This is a genomic window from Segeticoccus rhizosphaerae, assembly GCF_005222685.1.
Classification (GTDB): Bacteria; Actinomycetota; Actinomycetes; order Actinomycetales; family Dermatophilaceae; genus Segeticoccus; species Segeticoccus rhizosphaerae.
The window spans coordinates 1-14,972 of the sequence record NZ_SWMA01000024.1 but is presented as its reverse complement, the minus strand read 5'-3'; the positions used below and the strand labels follow the sequence as shown (position 1 = coordinate 14,972).

Here is a 14,972-nt window from a genome sequence, read left to right as displayed (position 1 = left end):
GCGGATCGGTGCACTCCCCGTGCAGAAAGGCAGTCCCGTGGAGGTCAAGATCGGCGTGCGCAACGTCGCGCGCGAGATCCAGCTCGAGTCCGATCAGAGCGCTGAGGAGATCCAGGCCACCGTCACCAAGGCCCTCACCGACAAGACCGGCACGTTGAGCCTCACCGACGAGAAGGGCCGCACCGTCGTGGTGCCGGTGGAGGCCCTCGGCTACGTCGACATCGGTGCGACCGAGAAGGCCCGCGTGGGCTTCGGCCTGAGCTGAGCGAAAACCGGGCCCGACCCGGTACGGGTACCCGAAATAACGATCTTTACTCCTGCCACAGTGTCAACTTGCGCACCGCGGCCCGGAGGTGCAGGGTAACGCCACACGGCACGACCCGCCCGCAACAGATCGCGGGTGGGCGTTCCCCTGATCGCCCGCTCCGGCGGGCACTGGAAGGAGCGGTTCCCATGGGAGCCATCATTGCCGCAGTCATCGTCGGTGCGATCATCGGCGCGCTCGCGCGTCTGGTGATGCCCGGCAAGCAGGACATCTCGATCCTGATGACGGTCATCCTCGGAATCATCGGTGGGCTGGCTGGATCGTGGATCTGGCACGCGCTCGGGGGGTCCGACACCAAGGGGATCGACTGGATCGCCCTGATCATCGGCATCATCTGCGCCGCGGTGCTCATCGGGATCTACACCTCGCTCACCGGCAGGAAGCAGGTCACCCGCTGATCGCTGCGACCCACCTGCTCGACTGATCGACCACGAGGGCCTCGTCCGCACGGACGGGGCCCTCGTGCTGTCCACCGCTCGTTGCGGCCAGAGCGGCCCCTGCATTGGCCGATGGTCCGGGGACAACGGGTGGCACGCCGGCCGTCAGGCGTTGAGTCCGAGGCGTCCCATCCGCCGGGTGTGGGCGTCGGTCAGCCGGGCGAACATCCGGCCCAGCTCGGCCAGGTCTGCCCCGCCGTGGTCGTGCCCGCCGACCAGCAGCGAGGACAGCGCGTCGCGCTCGACCGCCACCCGCTGGGCCTGCGAGATGGCCTCCCCGACGAGCCGTCGACCCCACAGCGCGAGCCGGCCGGCGATCCGCTCGTCCCGCTCGATCGAGGCCCGCACCGCCTGGACCGCGAACTCGGCCTGCCCCCCGTTCTCCAGGACGCTGTGCACCAGCGCAGCGGTCGAGGGGTCGACGTAGGCCGACACCTCCCGGTAGAAGTCCGTGGCGATGCCGTCGCCGACATAGGCCTTGACGAGGCCCTCGAGCCAGCCGTTCGGCCGGGTGCGGGCGTGGAACTCGTCGATCGCGGCGATGAACGGATCCATCGCGGCCTCCGGGTCGGCCCCCATCTCCTGCAATCGGGCCACGAGGAGCTCGTAGTGGTGGAACTCGGCGGCCGCCAGCCCGCCGAGCGCCGCCTTGTCGGGCAGCGTGGGTGCGGCATCGGCGTCGGCGGCCATCCGCAGGAAGCCGGTCAACTCGCCATAGGCGAGCACACCGAGCAGATCGACGACCGCAGCGCGATAGCCCGCGCCGTCCTCGGTGGGGGGCGTCTGGTCGGGTGTCGCAGCGTCCATGGCGTTCACGGTAACGGGCACCGGGTAGACTGGACCCGACATACGGTGACCGGTCGGCCACACATGGCATGTGGTAGGACGTCTGACCCGCCCTCGGGGTGGCCAGAAATGAAGAACTCCGATCGGCCCGCTTCACGCAGGTGCGGCCCGTCTCGTCGATCATCGCGATCGTCGGTGCGTGTGTGCCCCCGCCCGATCGAGAGAAGTACATGGACCAGGCCCAACAGACCTTTGCCGATTTCGGCGTCCACCCCGACATCGTCGCCGCGCTTGGCGACGCGGGAATCATCCACCCCTTTCCCATCCAGTCGATGACCCTCCCGGTGGCCCTCGACGGCCACGACATCATCGGCCAGGCCAAGACCGGCACGGGCAAGACGCTCGGCTTCGGTGTGCCGATCCTGCAGCGCGTCGTGACCCCGAGCGACGCCGGTTTCGCGGCACTCGCCAACCCCGGCAAGCCGCAGGCGCTCGCCGTGGCGCCGACCCGTGAGCTCGCCGTGCAGGTCGCCGGCGACATCGAGCGCGCCGGCAAGAGGCGCGGCGCCCGCGTCCTCACCGTCTACGGCGGTCGTGCCTACGAGCCGCAGGTCGAGGCGCTGCAGCGTGGCGTCGAGGTCGTCGTCGGCACACCGGGCCGGCTGATCGACCTGGCCAAGCAGGGTCACCTCGACCTGTCCCACGCCAAGACCGTCGTCCTCGACGAGGCCGACGAGATGCTCGACCTCGGCTTCCTGCCGGACGTCGAGAAGCTGCTGGCCCTGACCCCCGCATCCCGGCAGACCATGTTGTGGTCAGCGACGATGCCCGGCGCCGTCGTGGCCCTGGCCCGTCGCTACATGACGCAGCCGACCCACATCCGGGCGATGGAGGAGGACGGCAGCGACCGGCGCACCGTCAAGGCGGTCGAGCAGTTCGTCTACCGCGCCCACGCGATGGACAAGGTCGAGATGCTCGCGCGGATGCTGCAGGCCAAGAACCGCGGCCTGACCATCATCTTCAGCCGCACCAAGCGCACCGCGGCCAAGGTGTCCGACGAGCTCGTGGACCGCGGCTTCGCGGCCGCTCCCATCCACGGCGACCTCGGCCAGGGCGCCCGCGAGCAGGCCCTGCGGGCGTTTCGCAAGGGCAAGGTCGACATCCTGGTGGCCACCGACGTCGCCGCCCGCGGCATCGACGTCGACAACGTCACCCACGTGGTCAACTACCAGTGCCCGGACGACGAGAAGACCTACCTGCACCGGATCGGCCGCACCGCGCGCGCCGGCAACACCGGCATCGCGGTCACCTTCGTCGACTGGGACGACATCCCGCGGTGGGGTCTGATCAACAAGGCCCTCGACCTCGGGATCCCGGACCCGCTGGAGACCTACAGCTCCTCCGAGCACCTCTACGCCGAACTCGAGATCCCCACGACTGCCACGGGTCGCCTGCCCCGGTCCGCCCGCACGCGGGCCGGCCTCGAGGCAGAGGAGGTCGAGGACCTCGGTGAGACCGGCAAGCATGGTGGTCACCCCGGCCCGGCCCGGTCCCGCGACGGCCGGTCGGGCGGGTCCCGCTCGGGCGGTCGCGACGGCGCGAGCGGGTCGCGGCACGACAACGGCGGCACCGCCCGCCGTGAGGACGACCGGCCCCGCCGCAAGCGCAACCGCCGCCGCACCCGCGGTGGCAGCACCAGCGCCGCCACTGCGGCCCGCGAGCAGGCCTGACCCACCACCGCGCTCGGCGCCGCTCGGCGCGGCTCAGGTCGCGCCGAGCAGGGCCTTGGCGACCTCGCGGTAGGCCTGCGCCCCTTTGGAACGTGGAGCGGAGCTGAGGATCGAACGGCCGAGCGCGGGTGACTCGGCGAACCGCACGGTCCGTGGGATCGGCGGCGACAGCACCGGCAGGTCGTAGCGCTCGCCCACGTCGGCGAGCACCGCCCGGGCGTGGTTGCTGCGCCCGTCGAACAGCGTGGGCAGGATGCCCAGCACGGTCAGGCCGGGGTTGAGGATGTGGCGCACGTCGGCCACGGTGTCCAGGAGCTGCCCCACACCTCGATGGCTGAGCATCTCGCACGGCATCGGGATCACCAGCCCGTCGGCGGCGGTGAGCGCAGCCAGCGTGAGCACCCCGAGCGAGGGCGAGCAGTCGAGCAGCACCTGGTCGTAGCGCGGCAAGAGCGGCTCCAGCGCCGAGCGCAGCACGTATTCGCGGCCCGGCCGGGTCAACAGCGCCGCCTCGGCACCGGCCAGCTCGATCGTGCTCGGGAGCAGGTCGAGGCCCTCGCTCACCTCGAGCACTGCCTCGGCGGCGTCGAGGCGACCCACCAGCACCTCGTTGATGCTGGAGACGACCTCGTCGGCGTCCGTGCCGAGGCTGAAGGTCAGGCAGGCCTGGGCGTCGAGGTCGACGAGCAGCACGCGTTGTCCCAGCTCGGCGAAGGCGGCCCCGAGGGAGGCGACCGACGTCGTCTTGGCCACGCCGCCCTTCTGGTTGGCGACGGCCACCACCCGAGCCCGGCCGTCCTGTTGCTCCACCACGCTCCCGACCCCGTTCCAGCCTCGTCGCGCCACGGCGGCTCGCCCGCCGTGGTCGGCACGGGCCAGTCTGTCAGTCCGGCCCGTCAGCTCGACTCGTCGCCCTCCAGCGCTGCCCAGGAGGACTTCTCGGGTCCCACTCGCTGCCCCTCGAGACAGTGCTGGCGGTAGTCGCACCAGGCGCACAACGGCGAAGTGCGAGGCGCGAACAGCGTTGACTCGATCCCGATCTCGCGAAACTCCCCGTCGGCACGCTGCGCGTCCCGCGCGATCGACTCGGCCTCGCGCAGCTTGTGGGCCAGCGACTCCTGCGTGTGCCGGTGGGACACGACCTCACCGGAGGGGATGTGGTGCAGCTCCACCCGCGCGCACGGCATACGAAACATTCGAGCCGCCGCGACGGCATACAGGGCGAGCGACAGCGAGGTGCGCGCATCCTCCTCGGTCGAGGGCCGCCGGCTCGTCTTGTAGTCCACGACCACCACCTCGCCGTCGCGCTCATCCAGTCGGTCGATGCGTCCCTGCAGGGTCAACGTGCCGGTCTTGAAGGCCACGGTGCGCTCGGTCGCGCGCGGTTCGTCCGCCGGGTCGACACCCTCCAGGTAGCGCGCGACGTCCTGCTGGGTGCGCTCGCGCCAGCGCCTCGAGTGGTCGGGGTCGCGGAAGCCCACGTCGATCCAGTTCTGCCGCACCAGCTCGGCGCCACCGGCCGGGGTGCGCCGCGCGAGCGGCAGGTCCCACCAGTCGCGCAGCGCGTTGTGCGTCGCGATGCCGAGGGACGTGTGCGCACGTTGGGCGCGGCTCTCGGGCCTCGGCCGGTCGAGGTAGGACATCCGGTAGCGCCGCGGGCAGTCCAGCCAGGTGAGCAGCTTGCTGGGGCTCGCGGGAAAGAGCGGCCTCGGCATGCCACCGAACTGCTCCTGCACCGGCGCCTGCCCCACCGGACCGCTCCCACTCACCCCACGACCGTAGCTGCCAGCCCTGACAGAAGCGGGTCCCCCTGTCGACATCGGCGCGGCAACCCGCTGGCCAGGCCATGACCATCACGGACAGGTCCAGCCACCCACGCTCGCCCCGGGCCGAGGACCCGGGTCCGGCAAAGGTCCGCGTGGCCGGTGGAAAGCCACCTGCGTCCGTGACAGCCTGAGGTGGAGAGGTCCTGACCCTCCGCCCGAACCAGGAAAGGCCATGTCCTGATGAGCAACGGCAGCCCGCACGGCCCGGACGACCCCGAGCGGCCCGACAACCCCTACGGTCAGGCTCCGCCGCCAGAGGGCACCCCCTACGGTCAGGCTCCGCCGCCCCCGCCGGGTGAGCCCTACGGCGGCTACCAGAGCATGCCCGACGTGTCAGGGGGACCGACGGAGCCGGCGCCCACGGCGACACCGCCCTCCTCGATCACCACCGCGGTGAAGCTGATGTACGTCGGGGCCCTGATCAGCCTCATCGGCCTGATCACGTCCCTGCTGTCCACAGGTGACATGCGTGCCGCGGTCGAGGACTCGCTCCGCAAACAGGGCAAGAAGGTGGACCCGTCGGTGGTGGATTCGCTCGTGACCGGCGGCATCATCATCGGTGTCGTGACTGCCCTCATCGGGATCGGGCTGTGGATCTGGATGGCGCGCAAGAACCAGGCCGGACGGTCCTGGGCCCGCATCGTCGCGACGGTCCTCGGCGGCCTCAACGTCCTGCTGACCCTTGTCAGCCTGACCCGGTCCACCTCGACCGGTGTGGGCACCGTCGTCAACATCATCATGGTCCTGCTCGCGCTCGCGATTCTGTTCCTGTTGTGGCGCAGGGAGTCCAGCGACTACTACGCCGCCCGCTCTGCTCCCCGGTACTGACGCCCGCGCCGCAGCGGCACGCCGCCGCGGCGCCTGCACCCGGTCAGTCGGACGCGGGCGACCGCGCCGGGTCCGGGCGCGCGGGCTGCTCACCGCCGCGTGCCGCGAGGTAGCTCCGCTTGGGCACCATGACCTTCCGGCGGAAGACGCACACCACCGTGCCGTCCTGCTTGTAGCCGGTGGTCTCGACGTGCACGATGCCGCGGTCGTCCTTCGAGGTCGACTCCCACTTGCCGAGCACCGTCGTCTCGCCATAGAGCGTGTCACCGTGGAAGGTCGGCGCGACGTGTCGCAGCGACTCGACCTCCAGGTTGGCGATCGCCTTGCCGCTCACGTCCGCGACCGACATACCGAGCAGCAAGGAGTAGACGTAGTTGCCGACGACCACGTTCCGACCGAACTGGGTGCTCTCCCCCGCGTAGTGGGCGTCGAGGTGCAGCGGGTGGTGGTTCATCGTGAGCAGGCAGAAGAGGTGGTCGTCATACTCCGTGACCGTCTTGCCCGGCCAGTGTCGGTAGACTGCACCCACCTCGAACTCCTCGTAGCTTCGGCCGAACTGCATGGGGGCGCTCCTTCGGTCCTGACGTGGTTCTGCTGGCGTGATCCTGGCGGTCATGCTGCCGGACCCGCGGGTATGCCGACAGGGCACCTCCGTGTGCGGTTGGTCACCTTCGCAACACGCAGCTGGGCGCAGGGGGAACTGGGGAACGCACGCATGGACATCGACGTCCGAACCACGCCCATCACGACGTTAGGAAGATCCCGCATGCTCAACCGACTCGGCCGGCCTGCGCTGGCGCTGTCCGCGACCGCCGTCACTGCCCTCATGCTCACGGCATGCGGCAGCAACGATGCCCCGAGCGTCAGCGCCCCGAGCGACACGGCCTCCGTGGCGCCCAGCACCCCGGCGCAGACGCCGTCCGCCCCGGAGACGGCAGCGCCCACCACGACTTCCGCGCCGAAGACCCCGTCGGCCGCGCCGGGGACGCCGACGCAGAAGCCCTCGAAGCCGGCCACCGGCAAGAACGTCATCCTGGCCAAGAAGAAGCAGTTCCAGGTGACGATGCCGAAGGGATGGCAGGACATCGGGAAGAAGATCGGTGACATGAAGATCATCGAGCTGGCCATCGCCGACGGCAAGCCGTCGAACGGCACACTGACCAACATCAACGTGGCCAGCATCAAGCTCGGCCTGAGCGACACCAAGCTGCCCGCCGAGCAGAGTGCGAAGAAGTACAAGGAGCAGGGCGACGTCGTCAAGATGCAGCCCCAACGCAAGATCGGCGGCGAGAGCGCCAACGGCTACACCAAGCACGACAGGAAGAACACCCAGTCGCAGACCCAGTGGTTCCTCTCCCACAAGGGCACGGTCTACATCATCACGCTGACCAACCACCCGAAGTCGGCGAGCACCGCCGACAAGGCCCTGGGCGAGGTCATCAGCTCCTGGACCTGGCGCTGACACCGAGCGTCATCACCTGCCGGGCACAGGAGCCCGTCCCGTCACCAGGAGGGGACGGGCTCCTCGCTTGCACCGACGGACCGGGGACAATTCCTGCCTACTCGCGGGCGTCGGCCCGGGCCCGTTGCAGGGCGCGTTGCTGCCCCCGGTCCAGCTCGTGCAGGATCGGCCGCGCCAGGAAGGTGCCCATCGAGACCCCGGCCGCCAGGCCGAGACCGATCCCGGCCGCCGACAGCAGCGTGGACAGCCCCGTCCCCAGGCTGTCCGGGCGCTGCACGAGCTCGAACAACCCTCGGTAGACGGTGAACCCGGGGACCAGCGGGATGATGCCGGCCGAGCTGAGCGCCAGAGCGGGGATCCGCAGCTGCCGGGACAACACCTGCGAGAGCACACCGATGGCGAGCGCCGCGACCGCGCTCGCGGACGGCATGCCAAGGTGCAGGTCGACGGCGAACGAGTAGAGCAGCCAAGCCATCCCGCCGACACCCGCCGCGACGCCAGTGGCGCGCAGGCCGGTGTAGGCCGACAGGCTGAAGGCGGCGGCGATGACGATCGACGCGACGAGAAGCACCACCCGGTTGCCGCTCAACGGGGCCGAGGTGGACAGGTGCATCGTCACGCCGGCGTGCTGGGCCGCGGCGAGCGTCACGGTGATGCCCACCACGATCCCGACGGTCAGCGTGACCACCTCGAAGGTGCGCGCGGCGGCGGTGAGGTAGTAGCCGTCGATCGCGTCCTGGGCGGCGCCCACGACCGACATTCCCGACAACAACACGACGATGCCGGAGACCACGACCAGCGACGGCGACAGCCCGCTCGGCACCGAGACGCCGTGCGACTGCAGGGCATACAACAGCACCGCGAAGACCGTGGGGATGGCGGCCCCGACGGCCTGGCTGAAGAACGCCGAGATCCCCCGGTGCGCGAGCCAACGCTGCGTCCGGTCGATCAGCGCCGTCGCGACCGCGCTGATGAGCATCATGATGACGCCCGCGCCGAACAACGCGGCGACGCCGGCGGCGAGGGCGGCCAACGAGCCGGTGACCAGCCAGCGCCGGTAGGGATGGGGCGCGCGGATGACCTCGTCCAGCCGGGACCTGGCTTCGTCGACGGCCAGCAGGCCCTTCGTGATCTCACGGACCAGGTCGTGCAGCTTCTCGAGGCGGGTGTAGTCGGCCGTGCGCACCTTGACGATGCGCATCACGGTCATCGGATCGTGCTCGACGCCGCGGTGGTAGGAGACGGTGATCGAGGTGAAGGCGATGTCGACGTGGCACGAGCGCAGGCCGTAGGCGTCCACCATCCGCAGCACGGTCGCGGTCACGTCGGACGCGGACGCGCCGGTCGACAGCATCGACTCGCCCATGCGTAGCGCCAGGTCGATGACGGCGCGGCCCTTGCGTTCGTCGATCGCGTCGCCACCAGCGCTCACCGCGATGATCGTGGTGGGCGGCGAGCTCGAGCGGACTGCGCGCTGGGCCCGGTCCCGGAGGGCTCGAGCCGCCGCGGGTGAGGGACGTCCGGCGCGGGGCAGGTGCTTGGGACTCGACACGACGACAGCCTGACGCCCGCGCACTTGATCTTCAACCTCGGGGTGGGGTGGGCGCGTCAGCACGCCGTCGATGGGGCTTCGGCACGCTCGACGGCAGGTGCTGGGCCGCCGTGGGCACGTGCGACGATGGAGCGGTGAGCGAAGAACAGAAGAAGCCCGAGCACCGTAGCCGTCCCTCCTCCGCGGCCTTCCGCACCTTCGTGTCCTCCGGTTGGGCGCCGCGCCGGACCACGACGCCGGAGCGTGCAGAGGTGGCTTCGTATGCCGCGGCACGTCGCCAGGCGCTGTCCGACCGGTTCGCGGGCGAGCGGATCGTGGTCCCCGCCGGCGGCCTCAAGGTCCGCAGCAACGACTGCGACTACGTCTTCCGCCCCCACTCCGCCTTCGCCCACCTGACCGGGCTGGGCGGTGACCGGGAGCCGGACGCCGTGCTGGTGCTCGAACCGCGCGACGGCGGCCACGACGCCATCCTGTACTTCCGCCCGTTGGCGGGTCGCGACACCGAGGAGTTCTTCGCCGACTCCCGCTACGGGGAGTTCTGGGTCGGCGCCCGGCCCAGCATCGAGGACATCGAGGCGGAGCTGGGCCTCACCGCGCGGCACATCGACGAGTACGCGGATGCCGTCGCGAAGGATGCTGGTTCGCTCACCATCCGGGTCGTTCGCGATGCCGACCGCGATCTGACCGAGAAGCTTGACACCGTGCGCGCCTCGGCGTCGGAGACCGACGAAGCCAGCGAGACCGAGCAGGTCGAGGCCGCAGACGACGAGCTCGCGGCGTTCCTGTCCACCCTGCGACTCGTCAAGGACGAGTGGGAGATCGAGCAGATGCGCCTCGCGGTGGCGGCGACCTCTGACGGCTTCGACGCCGTGGTCGCCGACCTTCCCGAAGCGGTGCGGCGGGGCCGCGGCGAGCGCTGGGTCGAGGGTGTCTTCGGCCTGCACGCGCGGCACGCCGGCAACGGCATCGGCTATGACTCGATCTGCGCCTCGGGCGACCACGCCAACACGCTGCACTGGATCAAGAACACCGGCGACGTCAACGAGGGCGACCTGCTCCTGCTCGACGCTGGGGTCGAGGTGGACTCGCTGTTCACCGCCGACATCACGCGCACCCTGCCGGTCAGCGGCACCTACACCGACGCCCAGCGCAAGGTCTACGAGGCCGTACTCGCCGCGCAGGAGGCCGGCATCGCCGCGGTCAAGCCGGGCAACAAGTTCTCCGACGTGCACGCCGCCGCCATCCGGGTGATCGCCGAGCACCTCCACGAGTGGGGTCTGTTGCCCGAGGGCGTCGACGTCGAGGCCACGCTCGACAAGGAGCATGGGCAGTACCACCGCCGCTGGATGGTGCACGGCACCAGCCACCACCTCGGCATCGACGTGCACGACTGCGCACTGGCTCGCAAGGAGGACTACATGGACGCCGAGCTGCGTCCCGGCATGATCCTCACGGTCGAGCCGGGCCTCTACTTCAAGGCCGACGACGAGCTCGTCCCGCAGGAGCTACGCGGCATCGGCGTGCGGATCGAGGACGACGTGCTGGTGACGGCCGACGGCCACGACAACCTCTCCGCCGACATCCCCCGCACCGCGGACGACGTCGAGGCGTGGATCCGCCGGATCCAGCAGGGCTGAACCCTTCGACCTCATCGTCGTTGCGGCGGGGTGGGTCCGTCGACGGACCCACCCCGCCGCAACAGTCGGAAGGGTCGATGCGTCAGCGGGTCGACGCCTGGCTGTAGACGGCTTGGATCGCGCTACCGAAGTAGGGACCGAACATCGTGTCCTTGAGGCCCTGGTAGCCGAAGGAGTTGATCGAGTTCAGCTTGCCGCCGGTGATCCAGCCCCCGCCCGACGACCCGCCGGTCATGGTGCAGGGCAGAGCTTGGTCGGTGCTGGTCCCCCACGTGTCGTCCCTGACCGAGCCGGTGCACTTCCACAGCTCCTGGCCGTCGTAGCGCTGGGCGGCCGGGTAGCCGTAGGCGTCGTAGGTCAGGCCGCGCGCGAGGTTGAAGGCGATGGGGTAGGAGCCGACCACGTCGTTCAGGCTCTTGCCACCGAGCTCGTTCATCACGGCGAAGCCGGTGTCCACGTCGAAGTCCCCCTGCTGGGCCCAACCGTCCGTGGTGAGCAGCGTGTTCGCCGTCCACTTGCCGTAGGGGGCCTGGCCGTCGAGGTAGGCCGGCACGAAGGCGAAGTTGGTCACGAACGCCCCCGGTCCCTCGTTGACGCAGTGCCCCGCCGTCGTGACCACGTCACCGTTGCTGCTGCCGGTGGAGGTGCCCGAACAGACGTAGTTGGAGCCACCCATGGTGAAGAAGACCTTGCCCAGCTCGGGCTGCGTGGGCACCTCGACGGCCTTGCCCGACGAGGTGGCGCCGGGCTTTCCCTTTGCGGAGATGCCGTATCGCGCCTCGATGGGCTTCGCGTTTCTCATCCGGTCGGCGGTCCAGTAGTCGGCGATCCGGTGCTGCTCCGCCTTGCTCAGGGCGGCCGAGTGACTGGCGACACCGGAGCTGTTCCCGTGGTCGGTCGGGATGGCTGCCTGGGCGGGAGCGGCGACCGCAGCCGAGACCAGCAACGCCGCCCCGGTCAGGGCGATGCGGACGGTGGTGACCTTCATGGGGGTCCTCTTCGGGTGGAGGTCGGGACCGGTCAGGGCCCGGGCCGCGAGGATGCGGCCGCCGTGACGCTATGACAGGGGCACCGCGCCCGCCAGACTCACCGCGGCCTGACCTGCACCACCAACGAGGGGCGATCGGGGGCATTCGGAGGCAAAGAGGTGCACTGGGCCCCTCGCCATACCCTCGGATGACGAGATTCCGACCAAGAATTGACCCTCGACCAGGGGCCATCACGTGCCGCCCAGTGGTGAGGGCACGTCCCGCTCAGTGGGTGAGGGAGGGCCCCGAACCGGGCAGGTGGGCCAGCAGCTCACGGGCCTTCTGCGCGAGCTTGTGCTCGACCAGCACCTCGTACTTGGTGGCGACCACCTGGCTGACCGAGGTGAAGTCGCGCTTGCCCTGCGTCGCGGCATAGCCGAGCAGCGCCCAGACCAGGCCGAAGATCGCACCGAAGATCACGGTCGAGAGCACCGTGGCCAACATCTCGTTGTTGTTGCCGAAGAGCGCGAAGATGAGCCCGACGAACAGACCCAGCCACACACCGGAGAGCGCGCCGCCGAGGGCCACCCGCCCCCGCGTGAGCCGGCCGGTGACCCGCTCGACCTGCTTGAGCTCGGTGCCCACGATCATGCAGTTCTGCACGGGGAACTCGTGGTCGGACAGGAAGTCCACGGCCTTCTGCGCGTCGTCGTACTTGTCGTAGACGCCCAGGGACATCGGGTAGTCCAGGGTGAGGGCGGTCATCCGTCCCGGTCCCATCCCGCGTGGCATGCCAGGTTGCGAGCTCATGCCTGCATTGTCCCATCCCACCGGGTCAGAGCGCCAAACGCGTCAGCGCCCGTGGTCGCGCGCCGCGAGGTGTGCCACCGGTCGTCGACGCTAGCCGAGGCCGTAGTCCTCCAGCAGCCGGCGACCGATGATCATCCGCTGGATGTCGGCCGTGCCCTCGCCGATGAGCAGCATCGGCGCCTCCCGGTAGAGCCGCTCGATCTCGTACTCCTTGGAGTAGCCGTAGCCGCCGTGGATCCGGAACGAGTCCTCGACGACCTCGGCGCAGTACTCCGACGCGAGGTACTTCGCCATCCCCGCCTCGAGGTCGTTCCGCGCGCCACCGTCCTTGACCCGAGCGGCGCGGACCATCATCTGGTGCGCCGCCTCGACCTTGGTCGCCATGTCGGCCAGCCGGAACATCACGGCCTGGTGCTGGGCGATGGGCTTGCCGAAGGTCTCCCGCTGCTGGGCGTAGGAGATGCCGAGCTCGAACGCCCGCACGGCCACCCCGCAGGCCCGCGCCGCGACGTTGACCCGGCCCACCTCGACGCCGTCCATCATCTGGTAGAAGCCGCGCCCCGGCGCGCCCCCGAGGACCTGCGCGTCGGTGGTCCGGTAGCCGTCGAAGACCAGCTCGGTCGTGTCGACCCCCTTGTAGCCCATCTTCTCGATCTTGCCCGGCACGGTCAGCCCGGGTTCGACCTCGCCGAAGCCCGGCTCCTTCTCCACCAGGAAGGTCGTCATGTTCTTGTAGACCGACTCCTCGCCGCGGTCCGTCTTGGTCAGCACCGCGACCAGCGTGGACGACCCCCCGTTGGTCAGCCACATCTTCTGCCCGTCGATCGTCCAGCCGCCCCCACCGTCCGCCACCGCCTTCGTGCGGATGGCGCTGACGTCCGAGCCGCACCCGGGCTCCGACATGGAGAACGCGCCGCGCACCTCGCCGGTGGCCATCCGCGGCAGATACCTCTCCTGTTGCTCGATCGTCCCGTGTTGCAACAACATCCACGCCACGATGAAGTGGGTGTTGATGATGCCGCTCACGCTCATCCAGCCGCGCGCGATCTCCTCGACGCACAGTGCGTAGGTCAACAGGGACTCGCCCAGCCCGCCATACTCCTCGGGGATCATCAACCCGAAGATCCCCATTTGCTTCATGCCCTCGACGATGTTCGCCGGGTACTCGTCGGCGTGCTCGAGCTCGTTCGCGACCGGCAGGATCTGCTCGTCGACGAACTCCCGCACCAGCGCGAGCAGCTCGGACTGCTCGTCGGTCAGGCCCTCGGTGTGCTGCAGTCGTGCCATGGGTGCCGCCTTCGCGTCAGGACGTTGGGGCGAGTATGCCGACCGCTCACCCTCCGCGACAGGGTTACGGCATGTGAGGCCCACCACCGCACCCGCTGGAAAACCCGTTGCGGACGGCCGCGCGAAGACCCCATCCTGTGCTGGTGACGACGCGGCACCCGGCTGCGTCCTGACTCCAGGGAGGCCCGACATGTCCACAACTGTCGTGGGTGCCCACCGCGCCCCCTCCTCCTCACACCTGGAGTCTCATCGTGTCTCACTCGTTCGGAGAGCTGACCCGGCTCTCGACTGACCTGCACCGCGAGGGCTTTGCCTTCGACAGCCTCCCCGACGGCCCGCCCGAGGGAGAGCGCTGGTCCACCTGGGACGGTGCGCAACACGGGCCGAAGCCCCGACCCGACTGGGTCGTCACCGAGCTCGGCGCCGTCGACCTCGACCTCGGCGTGCTCAAGACGGGCAAGGAGGCCGACGTCCACGTCGTGCACCGTTGGGTGCCCGGCCGGCCGGACCGCGACGTCCTGATGGCCGCCAAGCGGTTTCGCTCCGGCGACCACCGTCTCTTCCACCGCGACGCCGGCTACCTCGAGGGGCGCCGGGTCCGCAAGAGCCGTGAGAGCCGTGCGATGGCCCGGCGCACCGACTACGGCAAGCAGCTCATCTCCGCGCAGTGGGCCTTTGCCGAGTTCGAGGCCCTGGGGCAGCTCTGGGCGCTCGACCTCCCGGTCCCCTACCCGGTGCAGATGGACGGCACCGAGCTGCTGATGGAGTTCATCGGAGGCGAGGAGGGGGCGGCGCCGCGGCTGGCCCAGACCCGGCCCGAGCCGGAGCTGCTCGCCGACCTGTTCGAGCAGCTTCGCGAGACGATGACCACACTGGCACTGCACGGCTGGACGCACGGCGACCTGTCGGCATACAACGTGCTGCTGGACGACGATCGGCTGGTGCTCATCGACTGGCCGCAGATCGTGGACGTCATCGGCAACCCGTCGGGCCAGGACTTCCTGCAACGCGACTGCCGCACCATGTGCGCGTGGTTCTCCAGCCGCGGGCTCGCCGTCGACGGTGACGAGCTGTTCAGCGACCTGATGGCCGTCGCCGTCTCCCGCTGGTGACCACCCTGCCCCTCGTGCCGCACCCCCTCGCCGCAGCGCTCGTGAGGAATCATCGTGAGGTTTCGGTCGGCGGATTCAAGCGGTGGGTGCAACACCGTGTGGATCTGACTGTTCCGACAGTAGTTGGTCGAGGGCTTCGGCGGGGGTGCGCCAGCCGAGGCGTTTGCGGGGCCGGTCGTTGAGCTCGGCGGCGACCATATCCAGGTAGCCCG

Annotated in this window: 15 protein-coding genes and 1 pseudogene; 7 read left to right on the top strand and 9 right to left on the bottom strand. The window is 69.8% G+C overall.

Translation table 11 applies throughout. From position 1 onward, the window contains the following. Window positions 1-37: 37 nt before the first annotated feature. Both FCN22_RS15095 and FCN22_RS15090 read left to right on the top strand, forming a co-directional pair. The gene (locus tag FCN22_RS15095) at window positions 38-265 is read left to right on the top strand and encodes a DUF3107 domain-containing protein (protein ID WP_137122387.1); all 228 of its coding nucleotides are present in this window, start codon (window positions 38-40) and stop codon (window positions 263-265) included. Window positions 266-453: 188 nt separating this feature from the next. After that, window positions 454-723, top strand: coding sequence for a GlsB/YeaQ/YmgE family stress response membrane protein (locus tag FCN22_RS15090; RefSeq protein WP_137122386.1), 270 nt, complete (start codon window positions 454-456; stop codon window positions 721-723). Window positions 724-867: 144 nt separating this feature from the next. Here FCN22_RS15090 and FCN22_RS15085 read toward each other — a convergent pair whose 3' ends face one another. Next, window positions 868-1,569, bottom strand: a complete 702-nt coding sequence (locus FCN22_RS15085; protein WP_202911605.1) for a ferritin-like fold-containing protein — start codon at window positions 1,567-1,569, stop codon at window positions 868-870. A gap of 209 nt (window positions 1,570-1,778) precedes the next feature. Between FCN22_RS15085 and FCN22_RS15080 the strand changes: the two genes are divergently transcribed. Then, window positions 1,779-3,278 carry a DEAD/DEAH box helicase gene (locus FCN22_RS15080; RefSeq protein WP_137122384.1) on the top strand — a complete coding sequence of 500 codons (1,500 nt, stop codon included), beginning with the start codon at window positions 1,779-1,781 and terminating at the stop codon, window positions 3,276-3,278. Between the two features lie 33 nt (window positions 3,279-3,311). On the opposite strand, the gene FCN22_RS15075 is transcribed toward FCN22_RS15080, so the two are convergent. Together FCN22_RS15075 and FCN22_RS15070 are read right to left on the bottom strand one after the other, a co-directional pair. Then, window positions 3,312-4,091 (bottom strand): ParA family protein, encoded by a 780-nt coding sequence (locus FCN22_RS15075; RefSeq protein ID WP_137122383.1) that lies wholly within the window; start codon window positions 4,089-4,091, stop codon window positions 3,312-3,314. An 83-nt stretch (window positions 4,092-4,174) separates the two neighbouring features. Further along, window positions 4,175-5,047 carry a RecB family exonuclease gene (locus FCN22_RS15070; RefSeq protein ID WP_238384762.1) on the bottom strand — a complete coding sequence of 291 codons (873 nt, stop codon included), beginning with the start codon at window positions 5,045-5,047 and terminating at the stop codon, window positions 4,175-4,177. A gap of 237 nt (window positions 5,048-5,284) precedes the next feature. Between FCN22_RS15070 and FCN22_RS15065 the strand changes: the two genes are divergently transcribed. Further along, window positions 5,285-5,932 (top strand): hypothetical protein, encoded by a 648-nt coding sequence (locus FCN22_RS15065; RefSeq protein WP_137122382.1) that lies wholly within the window; start codon window positions 5,285-5,287, stop codon window positions 5,930-5,932. Between the two features lie 43 nt (window positions 5,933-5,975). Here the strand turns inward: FCN22_RS15065 and FCN22_RS15060 are convergent, their stop codons facing one another. Then, window positions 5,976-6,494, bottom strand: a complete 519-nt coding sequence (locus FCN22_RS15060) for a MaoC family dehydratase (RefSeq protein WP_137122381.1) — start codon at window positions 6,492-6,494, stop codon at window positions 5,976-5,978. Window positions 6,495-6,698: 204 nt separating this feature from the next. On the opposite strand from FCN22_RS15060, the gene FCN22_RS21635 reads away from it, so the two are divergent. Beyond that, on the top strand, window positions 6,699-7,394 hold the full coding sequence (locus FCN22_RS21635) for a hypothetical protein (RefSeq protein ID WP_162308226.1): 696 nt from the start codon (window positions 6,699-6,701) through the stop codon (window positions 7,392-7,394). 97 nt (window positions 7,395-7,491) lie between these two features. Here the strand turns inward: FCN22_RS21635 and FCN22_RS15045 are convergent, their stop codons facing one another. Continuing rightward, window positions 7,492-8,946 (bottom strand): threonine/serine exporter family protein, encoded by a 1,455-nt coding sequence (locus tag FCN22_RS15045; protein ID WP_137122378.1) that lies wholly within the window; start codon window positions 8,944-8,946, stop codon window positions 7,492-7,494. Window positions 8,947-9,080: 134 nt separating this feature from the next. Between FCN22_RS15045 and FCN22_RS15040 the strand changes: the two genes are divergently transcribed. Then, window positions 9,081-10,583 carry an aminopeptidase P family protein gene (locus tag FCN22_RS15040; protein WP_137122377.1) on the top strand — a complete coding sequence of 501 codons (1,503 nt, stop codon included), beginning with the start codon at window positions 9,081-9,083 and terminating at the stop codon, window positions 10,581-10,583. An 82-nt stretch (window positions 10,584-10,665) separates the two neighbouring features. On the opposite strand, the gene FCN22_RS15035 is transcribed toward FCN22_RS15040, so the two are convergent. The 3 genes from FCN22_RS15035 to FCN22_RS15025 form a co-directional block, all read right to left on the bottom strand. Continuing rightward, the gene (locus tag FCN22_RS15035; protein ID WP_202911604.1) at window positions 10,666-11,571 is read right to left on the bottom strand and encodes a trypsin-like serine peptidase; all 906 of its coding nucleotides are present in this window, start codon (window positions 11,569-11,571) and stop codon (window positions 10,666-10,668) included. 265 nt (window positions 11,572-11,836) lie between these two features. Further along, window positions 11,837-12,361 carry a YflT domain-containing protein gene (locus tag FCN22_RS15030; RefSeq protein WP_238384761.1) on the bottom strand — a complete coding sequence of 175 codons (525 nt, stop codon included), beginning with the start codon at window positions 12,359-12,361 and terminating at the stop codon, window positions 11,837-11,839. Between the two features lie 90 nt (window positions 12,362-12,451). Further along, window positions 12,452-13,648, bottom strand: coding sequence for an acyl-CoA dehydrogenase family protein (locus tag FCN22_RS15025; RefSeq protein ID WP_137122376.1), 1,197 nt, complete (start codon window positions 13,646-13,648; stop codon window positions 12,452-12,454). Between the two features lie 251 nt (window positions 13,649-13,899). Between FCN22_RS15025 and FCN22_RS15020 the strand changes: the two genes are divergently transcribed. Further along, window positions 13,900-14,760, top strand: coding sequence for a serine protein kinase RIO (locus FCN22_RS15020; RefSeq protein ID WP_238384760.1), 861 nt, complete (start codon window positions 13,900-13,902; stop codon window positions 14,758-14,760). A gap of 75 nt (window positions 14,761-14,835) precedes the next feature. On the opposite strand, the pseudogene FCN22_RS22965 reads toward FCN22_RS15020, so the two are convergent. Continuing rightward, window positions 14,836-14,972, bottom strand: a pseudogene (locus tag FCN22_RS22965) (IS30 family transposase); the annotation flags it as partial.

Excerpts from the sequence above, each read along its gene's own strand:
- FCN22_RS15035 (WP_202911604.1), bottom strand. The coding sequence starts at position 11,571 with ATGAAGGTCACCACCGTCCGCATCGCCCTGACCGGGGCGGCGTTGCTG.
- FCN22_RS15080 (WP_137122384.1), top strand. The coding sequence starts at position 1,779 with ATGGACCAGGCCCAACAGACCTTTGCCGATTTCGGCGTCCACCCCGAC.
- FCN22_RS21635 (WP_162308226.1), top strand. The coding sequence starts at position 6,699 with ATGCTCAACCGACTCGGCCGGCCTGCGCTGGCGCTGTCCGCGACCGCC.
- FCN22_RS15065 (WP_137122382.1), top strand. The coding sequence starts at position 5,285 with ATGAGCAACGGCAGCCCGCACGGCCCGGACGACCCCGAGCGGCCCGAC.
- FCN22_RS15030 (WP_238384761.1), bottom strand. The coding sequence starts at position 12,361 with ATGAGCTCGCAACCTGGCATGCCACGCGGGATGGGACCGGGACGGATG.
- FCN22_RS15090 (WP_137122386.1), top strand. The coding sequence starts at position 454 with ATGGGAGCCATCATTGCCGCAGTCATCGTCGGTGCGATCATCGGCGCG.
- FCN22_RS15025 (WP_137122376.1), bottom strand. The coding sequence starts at position 13,648 with ATGGCACGACTGCAGCACACCGAGGGCCTGACCGACGAGCAGTCCGAG.
- FCN22_RS15060 (WP_137122381.1), bottom strand. The coding sequence starts at position 6,494 with ATGCAGTTCGGCCGAAGCTACGAGGAGTTCGAGGTGGGTGCAGTCTAC.
- FCN22_RS15085 (WP_202911605.1), bottom strand. The coding sequence starts at position 1,569 with ATGGACGCTGCGACACCCGACCAGACGCCCCCCACCGAGGACGGCGCG.